Origin of the sequence: Parasphingomonas caseinilytica (assembly GCF_036663755.1) — a bacterium.
Classification (GTDB): Bacteria; Pseudomonadota; Alphaproteobacteria; order Sphingomonadales; family Sphingomonadaceae; genus Sphingomonas.
The window spans coordinates 260,848-274,090 of sequence record NZ_JAXOJL010000004.1 but is presented as its reverse complement, the minus strand read 5'-3'; the positions used below and the strand labels follow the sequence as shown (position 1 = coordinate 274,090).

Annotated in this window: 15 protein-coding genes; 8 read left to right on the top strand and 7 right to left on the bottom strand. The window is 65.1% G+C overall.

Translation table 11 applies throughout. The features are described from left to right. Positions 1-214: 214 nt before the first annotated feature. Positions 215-571 carry a type II toxin-antitoxin system ParD family antitoxin gene (locus tag U1738_RS11305; protein WP_332789153.1) on the bottom strand — a complete coding sequence of 119 codons (357 nt, stop codon included), beginning with the start codon at positions 569-571 and terminating at the stop codon, positions 215-217. A 126-nt stretch (positions 572-697) separates the two neighbouring features. Here U1738_RS11305 and U1738_RS11300 point away from each other — a divergent pair, with 126 nt between their 5' ends. Continuing rightward, complete coding sequence (locus tag U1738_RS11300) at positions 698-1,729, top strand: hypothetical protein (protein WP_332789152.1); 1,032 nt, start codon at positions 698-700, stop codon at positions 1,727-1,729. A 138-nt stretch (positions 1,730-1,867) separates the two neighbouring features. On the opposite strand, the gene U1738_RS11295 is transcribed toward U1738_RS11300, so the two are convergent. The 5 genes from U1738_RS11295 to U1738_RS11275 all read right to left on the bottom strand — a co-directional run bounded on the left by U1738_RS11295 (position 1,868) and on the right by U1738_RS11275 (position 4,930). After that, complete coding sequence (locus tag U1738_RS11295; RefSeq protein WP_332789151.1) at positions 1,868-2,329, bottom strand: pyridoxamine 5'-phosphate oxidase family protein; 462 nt, start codon at positions 2,327-2,329, stop codon at positions 1,868-1,870. Between the two features lie 36 nt (positions 2,330-2,365). Then, entirely contained in the window at positions 2,366-3,079 is a 714-nt protein-coding gene (gene ung / locus U1738_RS11290) for a uracil-DNA glycosylase (RefSeq protein WP_332789150.1), read from the bottom strand. A gap of 12 nt (positions 3,080-3,091) precedes the next feature. Further along, positions 3,092-3,388, bottom strand: coding sequence for a zinc ribbon domain-containing protein YjdM (locus tag U1738_RS11285; RefSeq protein ID WP_332789149.1), 297 nt, complete (start codon positions 3,386-3,388; stop codon positions 3,092-3,094). Positions 3,389-3,391: 3 nt separating this feature from the next. After that, on the bottom strand, positions 3,392-3,541 hold the full coding sequence (locus U1738_RS11280; RefSeq protein ID WP_332789148.1) for a hypothetical protein: 150 nt from the start codon (positions 3,539-3,541) through the stop codon (positions 3,392-3,394). A 369-nt stretch (positions 3,542-3,910) separates the two neighbouring features. Next, a complete protein-coding gene (locus tag U1738_RS11275; RefSeq protein ID WP_332789147.1) occupies positions 3,911-4,930 on the bottom strand; it encodes a GGDEF domain-containing protein in 1,020 nt (339 codons plus the stop codon). Positions 4,931-5,161: 231 nt separating this feature from the next. On the opposite strand from U1738_RS11275, the gene hisN reads away from it, so the two are divergent. Further along, positions 5,162-5,944, top strand: a complete 783-nt coding sequence (hisN, locus tag U1738_RS11270) for a histidinol-phosphatase (protein ID WP_332789146.1) — start codon at positions 5,162-5,164, stop codon at positions 5,942-5,944. 8 nt (positions 5,945-5,952) lie between these two features. Continuing rightward, positions 5,953-6,345, top strand: a complete 393-nt coding sequence (locus U1738_RS11265; protein WP_332789145.1) for a ribosomal maturation YjgA family protein — start codon at positions 5,953-5,955, stop codon at positions 6,343-6,345. A gap of 25 nt (positions 6,346-6,370) precedes the next feature. On the opposite strand, the gene U1738_RS11260 is transcribed toward U1738_RS11265, so the two are convergent. Beyond that, positions 6,371-8,503, bottom strand: coding sequence for an AsmA family protein (locus U1738_RS11260; RefSeq protein WP_332789144.1), 2,133 nt, complete (start codon positions 8,501-8,503; stop codon positions 6,371-6,373). 161 nt (positions 8,504-8,664) lie between these two features. Here U1738_RS11260 and rpmI point away from each other — a divergent pair, with 161 nt between their 5' ends. The 5 genes from rpmI (at position 8,665) to pheT (ending at position 13,207) form a co-directional block, all read left to right on the top strand. Then, positions 8,665-8,868, top strand: a complete 204-nt coding sequence (gene rpmI, locus U1738_RS11255) for a 50S ribosomal protein L35 (protein ID WP_017977259.1) — start codon at positions 8,665-8,667, stop codon at positions 8,866-8,868. Positions 8,869-8,881: 13 nt separating this feature from the next. Continuing rightward, positions 8,882-9,247: a 50S ribosomal protein L20 gene (rplT, locus tag U1738_RS11250; protein ID WP_055774364.1), complete on the top strand. Its 366-nt coding sequence runs from the start codon at positions 8,882-8,884 to the stop codon at positions 9,245-9,247. Positions 9,248-9,390: 143 nt separating this feature from the next. Beyond that, positions 9,391-9,726 (top strand): GIY-YIG nuclease family protein, encoded by a 336-nt coding sequence (locus U1738_RS11245; RefSeq protein WP_332789143.1) that lies wholly within the window; start codon positions 9,391-9,393, stop codon positions 9,724-9,726. An 11-nt stretch (positions 9,727-9,737) separates the two neighbouring features. Further along, positions 9,738-10,847, top strand: coding sequence for a phenylalanine--tRNA ligase subunit alpha (gene pheS / locus U1738_RS11240; RefSeq protein ID WP_332789142.1), 1,110 nt, complete (start codon positions 9,738-9,740; stop codon positions 10,845-10,847). After that, on the top strand, positions 10,844-13,207 hold the full coding sequence (gene pheT / locus U1738_RS11235; RefSeq protein ID WP_332789141.1) for a phenylalanine--tRNA ligase subunit beta: 2,364 nt from the start codon (positions 10,844-10,846) through the stop codon (positions 13,205-13,207). The genes pheS and pheT overlap by 4 nt, the downstream gene beginning before the upstream one ends. The last annotated feature ends 36 nt before the right edge of the window (positions 13,208-13,243 follow it).

Below are 13,243 nucleotides of genomic sequence, written 5' to 3'. Positions count from 1 at the left end.
GCGAGGGCGCTATAATCCAAATAATAACTCACTTGGTGCTACACGTCTCTAGTAGTATCCATTGGCCTCGTTCAGTGTCCATAAGATAAAAATTGTGTAGAATGCGTCTGGCAATACACGCAGTTCTCACCAATCAGCAAGCTGCGTACGATATGCTCCAAAGTTTGCCGTTTTCGCTGATCTTCAGAGATTTAAAGTACGTAAAAACGCATCCTTAACCAATAAATAGCGGATCATCAACGCCAGCCCGGAATGCCTCACGCGATAGTTGAAGGTGTTGTCCAGATCGATCTCGTTCTCTCGCTCGGCTAACCGCATGGGCATCCTTGGACCGGCGCCGCAGGCCGTCCCGCAACTCGGCCAGATAGTCGAACGGATCGCGCTTACTCACCCCGGAAGCGCGTCCCTCGTCGATCGCCGCCTGCAGGCGCTGCAACTTCTCGGCATATTCCTGATCGCGCCGCACCAGATCGCGCACATAATCGCTGGTGCTGCTGTACCGCCCCTCGGCCACGCGCGCTTCCGCCCAGCTTTTGAGTTGATCGGGGATCGAGATGTTCATCTGTGCCATGCGGGCGTTTATACGATTCTGCGCTAAGCCTGACAATCGGCCTGATGGATGCCCGCGCGCAACACCCCCGCGAAAACCATCCAACATCGCTGTCCTATTTGGAAATCGTCTGGTTCCCCCTGTCGGATGGCAAGCAAACCCACCCGCAACCGCGCCTCTGCTGCTGGCCGAGGCGTCCCCGCAACCCCTGCAACGGTGCGCGCATCGCGCCGGGCGGCCCCGCCCGATCCGGTATCGCCAGAACCGCTGACGCCGCCGATCGACGTGGCGTCGCCCTCCGTCCACCTGCCCGTCCCCGTCCAACCGGAAGCCCCGCCCGAATCCCTCCCCGATCTCCAGCCCGCGCCGGACGCGCACGGCTTCGATCCCGACGATTACGATTGGGTGCCCGTGCCACGCGCGCGGCGCGTCGATGGCTGGGGGCCGGAACGGCAGCGCAGCTTTATCGGCTATCTCGCCGATACCGGCAGCGTACGCAGCGCCGCCGATCAGTCCGGCATGTCGACGTCCGGCGCCTATCGCCTGCGCCGCTCGCCGGAGGGCAAGGCGTTCGCCGCCGCCTGGGATGCGGCGATCCAGCAGGCGGCCTTCGCCCTGGTCGATGCCGCGTTCGAACGCGCCGTGCATGGATCGGAGGAGCCGGTCTATAATGGCGAAGGCCGGGTCATCGGCCGCCGCTTCCGCCAGAGCGATGCGATGATGATGTTCCTGCTGCGCAAGCATTTCCCCGATCGTTATGGTGATCTGCACCGCGATCGCGCCGCGCCGTCCGTATCCGCCACCGCGCCGTTTCCGCTCCCGGTCGAGGATGCGCTGGCCCGGCTCGGCCCCGTGCCGCCAGCCGATCCGGCGGCGACGCTCGATCCCGATGTGCGCGATTTCCGCCTGCGGCGCGCCGATGCCGGTCACCTACCGGCCGATCTGCGGCATCCGGAGGAGGATGCGCAGCAGGGCCTGGGCCCGGAATTTGAGGCGATGCTGGAACGGGCCAAACGTGGCCTCGGCCCCGGGGATCCCGATCCGAAGGATGAGTACGCCGACGAATATGACGACGAGAATGAAGTCTGGGGCGAGCCGGAGGATTGGGAATATGACGACGAGGACGACGAGGACGACGAGGATGACGATATCGAGGACGAAGAGCCCGATACCGTGTGACCCCAATACCCTGTGAACTTGTGTGAACTTCGCGGCGCGGAGGGGGTGCCTTGACCCCGCCGGACCCCCGATACCGTGTGACCTTGTGTGAACTTCGGGGCACGGCGCGAACCCCGCCGCGCCCCGAAGCTAGCCCGATCAGGCCAGCGCGTCCGCCTTCAGCACGATCTCGCCTTCGTCCTCGCCGTCCCAATAATGCGCGCGCACGCCGTGTACCTTGATCAGCACCAGTCCGGGCGTGTCGACGCCCTGCTGGAACCAGCGGTCGAGCCCGCTCGTCCAATGTTCCTCGAACAGCGCCTTGTCGCGGATCAGCACCGCACGGCCCTCGATCGCGATGAATAGGGGGCGCAGGCCGAGCAATCCGGCCTTGCCCTGATAACCGAGCGACACGTTGGGATCGGCGGCGATATCGTCCACCATCCGCGTATCGTCGGTGGTGAAATACCAGCTGTCGCCATCATAATCGACTTGGCGGTTGTTGCTCATCGGCCGCGCGCCGATCATCCCGTCCTCGGTGCGGGTGGAAAGCATCGCGAAGTCGATCTGCTTCATCGCCTCTGCGATGTCGGCTAAAGTCTTGGGTGCGGTCTTGGACATGATGTTTCTCCTATGCGGAGATCAACGTGCCATCCGTCACTTCGCTCCCGTATCGGCGGCCGGGGGCAAGGCCCAGTCGATCGCGCCGCGCCGATGCTCCTCTAGGAAAGCACTGGCTTGCGAGAAATGCCGGCTGCCGAAAAAGCCGTTATGCGCCGAAAGCGGGGAGGGGTGCGCCGCCTTCAGCACCAGATGCCGCCCGCCGCGCGCCACATCGTCGATCAGCGCCGCCTTCTTCTGGGCATGCGCACCCCACAGCATGAACACGACCGGCTCGGTCCTGGCATTGACCAGTTTGATCACCGCATCGGTGAACCGCTCCCACCCCTTGTCGCGGTGCGACGCAGCCAGCCCCATCTCCACCGTCAGCACGGTGTTGAGCAGCAGCACGCCCTGCTCGGCCCAATGTTCGAGAAAGCCATGAGCCGCGCGCGGCACGCCGAGATCGGCCTCGATCTCCTTGTAGATGTTGACGAGGCTGGGCGGCGTGCGCACGTCCGGCCGCACCGAAAAGCACAGCCCATGCGCCTGCCCCTCGCCATGGTAAGGATCCTGCCCGAGGATCACGACGCGCACCCGGTCGAGCGGCGTCAGATCGAGCGCCCGAAACCAGTCGGCCGGCGGCGGGAAGATGCGCTTGCCCTCCGCGCGCTCGGCGGCGAGGAAGCTCTTCAGCGCCGCCATATACGGCTGGTCGAATTGATCGCGCAGCGGCGTCAGCCAGCTGTCATGCAAGCGGATGTCGCCCAATCCCGCCTCCGCTCAGCGTTTCTTGACGAACTCGGCGCGCAGCACGAGGCCCTTGATGCCCTCGTACCGGCAATCGATTTCCTGCGCATCACCGGTCAGACGGATCGACTTGATCAGCGTGCCGCGCTTCAGCGTCTGGCCCGCACCCTTGACGGTCAGATCCTTGATCAACGTCACCTGATCGCCATCGGCCAGCACATTGCCGACCGCGTCGCGGACGATCACGCCCTCTTCGGTGGTTTCGGCATCGGCGGCGCTGATCCACTCGCCGGTCGCCTCGTCATAGACGAAGCTGTCATCGTCGCGCATCGGTCAGTTTTTAATCGTGACCATGTCGACGGCCTTGTTCTTGGTGGAGCTGTTGGCGGCGATCGCCTTGACCTTTTCGGCCTTGGGCTTGCGCACTTCCTTGTTCGATTTCTTCTGGCTCTTGGCCATGTCATCGTCCTCGCCGGGCGTCATGCCCGGGACGGATATAGACCGATCCGGCACAAGAAGCGCGCGGATTCGGATGGTTGGGCCGGGTGGCCCCTCCGATCAGGCGATCGGAAGGACGGGAACGGCGGCGCTGATCATCACGGCGGCGACAAACACTGCGGCAACGAGCGAGACTGCAACGCGCTGGGCGGCTTCGAAATGGAACGACATGGTGGTTACTCCCTTGGTTTCCGGCGGTCCGGACCATCCGTCCACCGATGCCAGGGACTTTGCAGGGAGCGTGCCAATTCGGTAAGTCGTTGGAATTACTGCATTCGCAAAAAGCGAAATGCGCGGAATGCGAAATCACGCCAATCCGCGCAGGATTTCACGCCAGATCTTGGCGCAAATCCATCAGCCGATCTGGAGCTGGTTCCGCCCGGCATGCTTGGCCGCATACAGCAGCTTGTCCGCCCGCCCGAATACCGTACCAAGCGATTCACCCTCGGCCGCCTGGGTCAGCCCGGCGGAGAAGGTCACCGCGCCAAGCGGTTCGTCCGATTCGCGCAGGCGATAGCGCTTCGCCGCCACCGTAACGCGCGCCTCTTCCAGCGTGGCGAGCGCGGTCGCGCGATCTACGCCGTTGAACAGGATGGCGAATTCCTCGCCGCCATAGCGTGCGACCATATGGCCGGGGCAGGCGGTGGACAGGGCATCGGCGATCGCCTTCAGCACGCGGTCGCCCACGGCATGGCCGAAGCGATCGTTGACCGACTTGAAATGATCGACGTCGCACACCGCGATGCACAAGGACGCGCCGCTGGCGCTTTGCGTGTGGAACGCTTCCTCGAACGCACGGCGGTTGGGCAGGTCGGTCAGCGGATCGCGCCGGGCATTGTCGCGCGCTTCCTCCAGCTTGGCGCGGAGTTCGCTCGCTTCGTGCGTCGCCGCCTCCAGCCGGCTCTCCGCCGAACGCACCCGATCGAGCATCGCCCCGGTCAGCCGCACCACTTCGTCGGTGCCGAGGCCGATATCCTTCATCGCATCCGCACTGGCGGCGAGATCGCGGCCGAAATCCTCGGTCTCCGTCCGCATCGCCTGGACGATGTCGGTGAAGCCCTCGACCTGCATCTGAGTCTGCGCGACCAGCCCGTCGCTTTTGGCGCGCGCCGCCTGCTCTTCCGCCGCGCCCATCGCGACGTTGCCGCCCAGTTTCTCGATATCCGCCCGCGACAGGCGTACGCCGCCATCGGTCAGCTTCGCCACCGTCTGGCCGAACGGGCCCTGCGCTTCGGTCACCACGCGATAGGCGAAGGCGTAATGGTGCGGGTCCGGGGTCAGGCGCTGCTCCCACAGGAAATCGCCGATGCGCGCGAACAGATCGTCCGTCGCAGTCCCGGTGGCGGTCTTGTAGAGTGCGTTCGCGGTCTTCATCACGCCCCCCAGCGATCGGTCGCACCGCTACGCCCCTTGCGGACGTGGCGCAACCCGCTGCCCCTTCTTGATCGGTGTTATAAAACCGAACTGCTAATAACCGGTTTGCGAATTCCAGAAGGGTTCGTTTCGGGGCAAGTTATCATTTCGGGCGATACGACGAAGATCGATCAACAAAGTTTGGAAAGAACAAGGCTGGCGAGGCGGCGGCGGCGCGGCTAGGCAGGGCGCATGCGCAGTTCCAGCCCCGAAATCGCCTTTGCCGGCCAGTTGGCCGATGCCGCCGGCGCCGCGATCCGCCCCTATTTCCGCGCCTCCCATGGCCTGGAGGCGAAGGAAGATGCCTCCCCCGTCACCCTCGCCGATCGCGCGGCGGAAGCGGCGATGCGCTCCCTGATCGAGAAAGCCTATCCGCACGATGCGATCATCGGCGAGGAATATGGCGTGAAGGACGGCAATTCGGGCCGCGCCTGGGTGCTCGATCCGATCGACGGCACGCGCGCCTTCATCTCCGGCCGCCCGATCTTCGGAACATTGATCGCGCTGATGGTCGAAGGCTGGCCGATGCTGGGCGTGATCGATCAGCCGATCCTGAACGAGCGTTGGCTCGGCGTCGTCGGTCAGCCGACCCTGTTCAATGGCAAACCCGCCGCCACGCGCCGCTGCCCGGATCTCGCCAAGGCCTTGCTCGGCACCACCTCGCCCGCCGCGTTCGACGACAACCAGTTGCACGCGTTCGAACATCTCGACGGCGCGGTGATGAGCACGGTGCTCGGCGGCGACTGCTACAATTACGGCTGCGTCGCCAGCGGCTGGCTCGACATCGTGGTCGAAGCCAATCTGAAGATCCACGATTTCGCTGCTCTCGCCCCGGTGATCGAGGGCGCGGGCGGGCGCGTGTGCGACTGGGCCGGCGATCCGCTCACCGCCGACAGCGTGGGCGAGGTCATCGCATCCGGCGATCCGGCGCGCGTCGAGGAGATCATCGAGGCACTTGCCTGCCGCGGTCATTGATCGGGCCGATGGTCAAGCGGCGCATATTCTACGCCGTCGCCACGATCGTCCTGTTCGCGATCGAAGTGCTGATCGCGCTCTACGTGCACGATCGGCTGATCCGCCCCTATGTCGGGGACAGCATCGTTGTCATCCTGCTCTACACCGCGCTGCGCGCCATGACGCCACTCGATGTCAGCATGGCAGCCGCCGCCGCATTTGCCTTCGCCTGCGCGGTCGAGGTCGGCCAGTATTTCAACCTCGTAGACCTGCTCGGCCTCGGCCACAGCGCACTCGCCCGCACACTGCTCGGCACGAATTTCGAGCTGAGGGACTTCATCGCATACGCGGTCGGCACGGTCATCGTACTGGCGGCGGAATGGGCTTTTAGTACTCGGAAACCCACTTTCCGTTCGCCCTGAGCCTGTCGAAGGGACGGGACTGCCCTCAGAAAATCCCCAAGATCTTCTTCCGCGCACTTGGCTGCTCGACCTTGGCCGTACCATTCCCCACATCGTCACGCGGCTTGCCCTTGGTCGTCCGCTGCGCCGCTGCCGTCGCGCCCGCCAGGACCGGCCCGCACGCCGCGGCCTTGGCATCGCCCACATCGACGAACGCCAGCACCGCGCCGACCGGCGTCGCCACCAGCCCTAGCCCGAGACCGACCCCGGCGCGGGTCAGCAATTGCGGGCTGATCGGGTTGATCCTGGGTGCCGAAAAATAACCGCCCAGCCCGACCGGCGACTGCCCGGAGAACAGGCTGAACTTCTTGCCGTCGGCGCGGAAGGCGAGGTCCAGCGCCTCGGTACGGAAACTGAAACCCCCGCGCCCGGCGATCACGTTCTTCTCGGTATCAATCAGGATCGGGTCCGCCGCCGCGATCCCGTCCCGCACGGTGAAAGCGATCGCGCCGCAATTGATCGTCACCGGCTTCTTCAATTTGTCCTGGATCAGCTTTTGCACGAACGTGCCGATGTCCAGTTCGGCCAATTGCACGTTGCGTGTCCAGAAGGTGCCCTGCGGCATCGTAAACGCGATCCGCCCGTTCGCGGTGCTGAGCGAATCGTGCACCGTGTCGCCCTCGCCGGCCAGTTGCATCCGCCCCTTGATCGTCCCCGTCGTGCCCGCCTCCGCCACGCCGAACCCGGCCAGTAGCCGCCCCATCGGCGTCGAGGCCAGGCGGATGTCGTAAGTCGTGTGCGCCGGGCGGCGGCGCGTATCGATCGTCACGTCGGCGGCCACGTCGCCGCGCGACATCGTCATCGTCAGCGGCGACAGCGTCAGCACCTGGTCCTTCAGCTTCAGGGTCAGCGCGATGTTTGAGATCGGCACGTTCTTCGATCGCACAATCCCCACGCGCCAGTTGAGGTCGGCATCGAACGCCTTCATCGCTTCGATATTCAACGGCGCGTCGGGCAGCACGCGGGCCGGTGCCGCGCCGGTCGCGGCGGCGGCGGCCACCGCACCCTTGGTCGCGACGATGTCGGGATTGTAGCCGATGAACGGCGCGACATCAATGATGTCCAGCCGCCGCGTGGTCAGCGCCGCATCGATATACACTTTGGGTTCGGTCTGGCTCACCGTGAAACGCCCGGCGATATCGCTATCGCCGAACCGCCCGGTCAGGCCGGTAAAGGCATAGTCGATCCCGCTCTTAACCAGTTGCGCGTTCAGCCGGTAGGCGCGCGTTGCCGGCGTGACGACACCGATGATCCCGAGCAGTTCGGCGACGTTGCGTCCCCGCGCCTCCACCTTCAACGGCACGTCTTCGATCTCGGCGATGCTCGGCAGCGTGCCCGTCACGTCGATCTGGTTGTGCGCGGCGAACGCGCGCAGCAGCAGCCTGTTCTCTCCCCGCGATACGGTCGCATTCGGCGACATCAGCGCGCCGGACAGGCGGAACGGAGTCGCCCGGATCGTGCCCGTGCCGGTGAAATGCACCGCATCGCCGATCCGCGCATCGCGCGACGTGATCGTCTGGAACTTCAGATCGGTCTCCAGCCGCAGCCGCGAATCGAGGTAGCGGAGTGTCGTGCCCGCCACCGTCGCCCGGCCGATGATCGGGAATTCCAGCCGCTTGCCGCCCTTCTTCTCGCCGAACGTCCAGGTGTTGCGATCGTGCGCCGCATTCCATTCCAGATCGATCGCGGCATCGTTCAGGTCCAGCCAGCGCATCCGCCTCTTGCCGAAGATCAGCGATAGCGGCGCGATGCGCGTATCGATTCGCTTGGCCTCGAACAGGTTCGGCCGCGTCGCCCAGGCGGGGTTGGAGATCGTCATCCCCTCGGCCAGGAACTTGATATCCAAAGGCGCGAAATACAGCTGGAAATCACCGCGCACGGTGACGGTGCGGTCGGTCAGCTTGCCGACCACACGCTCGAAGGTCGATTTCAGGAACCGTCCCTTGGTGACGAACAGGATCACCCACACCGCCGCGATCAGCGCCAGCAATCCCAGCAGGATACGCCGCAACCAGCCGAGCGGGGTCGCGCCGCGATAGCGCCGCTTGTACCAGCGCGGCGCTGGCGGCGCGGCGGCGGGCAGGGGCGGGGTCGTTACGATCTCGGGTTCATCGGCCATCGGGCATGCAAGCGCGCCGCAACGGCGAATCGTTCCGCCGGGTTGCATTTCGCCAGCCACACGGCTAAGCGCCCCGACTTCTCCGCGAGTAAGAGGAATGGTCCGGCCGGTATGGGCTGCCGTGGCTATTCATAAGCGCCCGCGATTTTGAAAGGACGAAAATGCCCAAACTGAAGACGAAGAGCGGCGTCAAGAAACGCTTCAAGCTCACCGCCAGCGGCCTGCTGAAGCACGGCGTCGCCGGCAAGCGCCACCGACTGATCAGCCACAACAGCAAGTATATCCGCCAGAACCGCGGCACCAAGGTGCTGTCGAAGGCCGATACGGCCACCGTAAAGGCGTGGGCGCCTTACGGGCTCAAGTAAGGGGATATAGGACATGGCACGCGTAAAACGGGGTGTAACCACCCACGCAAAGCACAAGCGGATTCTCGGCCAGGCCAAGGGCTATTATGGCCGCCGCAAGAACACCATCCGCATCGCGCGGCAGGCCGTCGAAAAGGCCGGCCAGTACGCGTATCGCGATCGCAAGGTAAAGAAGCGCTCGTTCCGCGCGCTCTGGATCCAGCGCATCAACGCCGCCGTCCGCATGGAAGGCCTGACCTACGGCACGTTCATGCACGGCCTGAAGCTCGCGAACATCGATCTCGACCGCAAGGTCCTGGCCGACATCGCGATGCACGAAGGTGCCGCATTTAGCGCCATCATCGCGCAGGCGAAGGCGGCTCTGCCCCAGGCCGCCTGAGGCGACCTGCGATTGAGCGACACAGGGGCGCGGGTGGTCTAGGCCACCCGCGCCCTTTTCGTTATCGCTTTCTTTCGTCATCCCCGCGAAGGCGGGGATCCATACCGGGAAACATTCGAGTGGATCGCCAACCGTGCATCTACATGCTCGCCAGCGGCAAGCACGGCACGATCTATATCGGTGTAACCTCCAACCTTCTCGCCCGGCTTGTCCGGCACCGCGAAGGCTTGATCAAAGGCTTCACCTCTCGCTACGGCGTGGCGCGACTGGTGTGGTTCGAGACGACGGACACGATGGAAGCGGCGATACTCCGCGAAAAGCAGCTCAAGAAATGGAACCGCGACTGGAAAGCCAATCTGATCGAGCAGCATAATCCGCATTGGGCGGATTTGGCGATCGGTTTGGGTCTTCCGCCTGTTGCAGGTCTAACGCCTCAAGGCGACGATACACATTATGGATCCCCGCCTGCGCGGGGATGACGGAGTAGCCAGTGACCCCCGATCAATCGACCGATACCGATCAGCTAAAGACGGACCTCATCGCCGGCATCGAAGCGGCCAGCGGCCTCGACGCGCTGGAGGCGTGCCGCGTCCATGCGCTGGGCAAGGCCGGCGTCGTCACCGCACTTCTAAAGACGCTCGGCGGCATGTCGCCCGAGGAGCGCCTGACGCAGGGCCCGCGCATTCAGGGCCTGCGCGAAGCCGTCACCACCGCCATCGCGACCCGCAAGGCGACGCTGGAGCGCGCCGATCTCGACGCCCGTCTCGCCCGCGAGACGCTCGACATGACGCTCCCCGCCGATGCCACGCCGGCCGGCACGATCCACCCGGTCAGCCAGGTGATGGACGAACTGGCGGAGATCTTCGCCGATCTCGGCTTCGCGGTCGCGACCGGTCCTGAGATCGAGGACGACTGGCATAATTTCAGCGCGCTCAACATCCCCGAGACGCACCCTGCGCGCGCGATGCAGGACACCTTCTATCTCGCGGGCGACCACGAACCGCCGATGGTCCTGCGCACGCACACTTCCCCGGTGCAGATCCGCACGATGGTGGAAGTCGCCAAGCGCACGCAAAAGGCAGGCGAGCCGATCCGCATTATCGCCCCCGGCCGAGTCTATCGTTCGGACTGGGATGCCACGCACACCCCGATGTTCCACCAGATCGAGGGCCTCGTGATCGATAAGGGCATCACGCTCGGCCATTTGAAATGGACGCTGGAAACCTTCCTGCGCGCCTTTTTCGAACGCGACGACGTCGTCCTGCGCCTGCGGCCCAGCTATTTCCCGTTCACCGAGCCAAGCGCCGAGGTCGATGTCGGTTTCAGCCTCGAAAAGGGCAAGCGGGTCATCGGCGGGTCCGACGGCTGGATGGAAGTGCTCGGCAGCGGCATGGTCCACCGCAAGGTGATCGAGGCGTGCGATCTCGATCCCAACGAATGGCAGGGCTTCGCCTTCGGCTGCGGGATCGATCGCCTTGCCATGCTCAAATACGGCATCGACGATCTGCGCCCCGTGTTCGAAAGCGACGTCCGCTGGCTGAAGCATTACGGCTTCTCCGCGCTCGACGTGCCCACGCTGTCGGGAGGAGTCGGCGCATGAAATTCACCCTCGATTGGCTCCGCCAGCATCTCGACATCGATGCCTCGCTCGCCGCGATCGTCGAAACGCTCACCCGCATCGGCCTCGAAGTCGAAGGCGTCGAGAATCCCGGCGAGAAGCTCGCCGCGTTCAAGGTCGCGAAGATCCTCACCGCCGAACGGCACCCGCAGGCCGACAAGCTGCAAGTCCTGTCGGTCGATGCCGGGGACGGCCCGCTGCAGGTCGTCTGCGGCGCGCCGAACGCGCGCGCCGGTCTGGTCGGCGTGTTCGGCGCGCCAGGTGCCTATGTCCCGGGCGGCGACATCACGCTAAAGGTCGCCGAAATCCGGGGCGTGGTTTCGAACGGCATGATGTGTTCGACGCGCGAACTTGAGCTTGGCGAGGATCATGACGGGATCATCGAGCTGCCCGCCGACGCGCCGATCGGCACGGCGTACCCGGATTATGCTGGCCTCAACGATCCGGTGATCGATGTCAGCATCACGCCCAACAAGCAGGATTGCATGGGCGTCCGCGGCATCGCGCGTGATCTTGCGGCGACCGGCATCGGCACGCTCAAGCCGCTCGTCTTTACGCCGGTGACGGGCGAAGGCGCAGGCCCCGACGTCCGCACGGACGAGCCCGAGGCCTGCCCCGCTTTCTACGCGCAATCCGTCAGTGGCGTCACCAATGGCACCGCGCCGGAATGGCTGCGCCGCCGCCTCACCGCGATCGGGCAGAAGCCGATCTCGACGCTGGTCGATATCACCAACTATGTGATGATCGATCTCGGTCGCCCGCTGCACGTCTATGATCGCGCGAAACTCAGCGGCGGCCTGATCGCGCGCAAGGCGGTCGCGGGCGAACAGGTGCTCGCGCTTAACGGCAAGACCTACACCCTCGACGCGACGATGACCGTCATCGCCGACAACAAGCATGTCCACGATATCGGCGGCATCATGGGCGGCGAGGATTCCGGCGTATCGGACACCACCACCGACGTGCTGATCGAATGCGCCTTCTTCGATCCCGAAACGATCGCCCGCACCGGCCAGAAACTCGCGCTCACCAGCGACGCGCGCCAGCGCTTCGAACGCGGCGTGGATCCGGCGTTCCTTGAAGACGGCCTCGCCATTGCGACGCGTATGGTGATCGATCTCTGCGGCGGACAGGCCAGTGAAGTGACCCGCGCCGGCACGCCGCCGATCGAAGTGCGCACCGTCAGTTACGATCCCGCGCTGGCCGAAACGCTCGGTGGCCTCGCCATCGCACCCGACCGGCAGCAGGCGATCCTCGAAAGTCTCGGCTTCGTGATCGATTCCGGCTGGTCCGTCACCGTCCCGACCTGGCGTCGCGACGTGGACGGCCCCGCCGATTTGGTCGAGGAAGTGGTCCGCATCGAAGGTATCGACAAGGTGCCTTCGATCCCGCTCGCCCGCTTGCCCGGCGTCGCCAAGCCCACCGCCACGCCCGAACAGAAGCTCGAACGCCGCGCCCGCCGCGCCGCCGCCGCGCGCGGGCTGGACGAGGCGGTGACGTGGAGCTTCCTGTCGGACGCGCAGGCCGCGCCGTTCGGCGGCGGTGCCTGGACGCTCGCCAATCCGATCAGCGAGGAACTGAAGGTCATGCGCCCGTCGCTCCTGCCCGGCTTGCTCTCCGCAGCAGAACGCAATCTCAAGCGCGGCCAGACCAGCGTCCGCCTGTTCGAGATCGGCCGTCGCTACCTCGCCAATAAGGAGCGCGCGACTTTGGGCGTCGTCCTCGCCGGATCGTCCCGTCCACGCGGCTGGCGCGGTGGCAAGGCGGCGGCGTTCGACGCGTTCGACGCCAAGGCCGAAGCCCTCGCATTGCTCGCCGCCGCCGGTGCCCCGGTGGAAAACCTGCAGGTCATGGGTGAAGCGGGCGACGCCTGGCATCCCGGTCAGTCCGGCACGCTGCGCCTCGGCCCGAAGACGGTGCTTGCTGCCTTCGGCATGGTCCACCCCAGCGTCCTGAAGGCATTCGACCTCGACGGCCAAGTCGCCGCGGTCGAACTCTATCTCGACGCAATGCCCGCCAAACGCAGCACCGGCTTCATGCGCCCGGCCTACACGCCGCCTGCACTGCAATCGGTTACTCGCGACTTCGCCTTCGTCGTCCCCGCCGATCTCCCCGCCGATCCGCTCGTCCGCGCGATCAAGGGCGCGGACAAGGCGAGCATCGTCGCCGCCCGCCCGTTCGACGTCTTCACCGGCGCCGGCATGGAGGAAGGCAAGAAGAGCCTCGCCGTCGAAATCACCCTCCAACCGACCGCCAAGAGCTTCACCGACGATGAACTGAAAGCCGTGTCCGACAAGGTCGTCGCTGCGGCGGCGAAACTGGGCGCGGTGCTGCGGGGTTGATTCCGACTATCCGAGGCGGCTTCCCCGGCGAAGGCC

Coding starts and splice junctions, on each gene's coding strand:
- U1738_RS11305 (WP_332789153.1), bottom strand. CDS start 571: ATGGCACAGATGAACATCTCGATCCCCGATCAACTCAAAAGCTGGGCG.
- U1738_RS11300 (WP_332789152.1), top strand. CDS start 698: ATGGCAAGCAAACCCACCCGCAACCGCGCCTCTGCTGCTGGCCGAGGC.
- U1738_RS11295 (WP_332789151.1), bottom strand. CDS start 2,329: ATGTCCAAGACCGCACCCAAGACTTTAGCCGACATCGCAGAGGCGATG.
- U1738_RS11285 (WP_332789149.1), bottom strand. CDS start 3,388: ATGCGCGACGATGACAGCTTCGTCTATGACGAGGCGACCGGCGAGTGG.
- U1738_RS11280 (WP_332789148.1), bottom strand. CDS start 3,541: ATGACGCCCGGCGAGGACGATGACATGGCCAAGAGCCAGAAGAAATCG.
- U1738_RS11275 (WP_332789147.1), bottom strand. CDS start 4,930: ATGAAGACCGCGAACGCACTCTACAAGACCGCCACCGGGACTGCGACG.
- hisN (WP_332789146.1), top strand. CDS start 5,162: ATGCGCAGTTCCAGCCCCGAAATCGCCTTTGCCGGCCAGTTGGCCGAT.
- U1738_RS11265 (WP_332789145.1), top strand. CDS start 5,953: ATGGTCAAGCGGCGCATATTCTACGCCGTCGCCACGATCGTCCTGTTC.
- U1738_RS11260 (WP_332789144.1), bottom strand. CDS start 8,503: ATGGCCGATGAACCCGAGATCGTAACGACCCCGCCCCTGCCCGCCGCC.
- rpmI (WP_017977259.1), top strand. CDS start 8,665: ATGCCCAAACTGAAGACGAAGAGCGGCGTCAAGAAACGCTTCAAGCTC.
- rplT (WP_055774364.1), top strand. CDS start 8,882: ATGGCACGCGTAAAACGGGGTGTAACCACCCACGCAAAGCACAAGCGG.
- U1738_RS11245 (WP_332789143.1), top strand. CDS start 9,391: ATGCTCGCCAGCGGCAAGCACGGCACGATCTATATCGGTGTAACCTCC.
- pheT (WP_332789141.1), top strand. CDS start 10,844: ATGAAATTCACCCTCGATTGGCTCCGCCAGCATCTCGACATCGATGCC.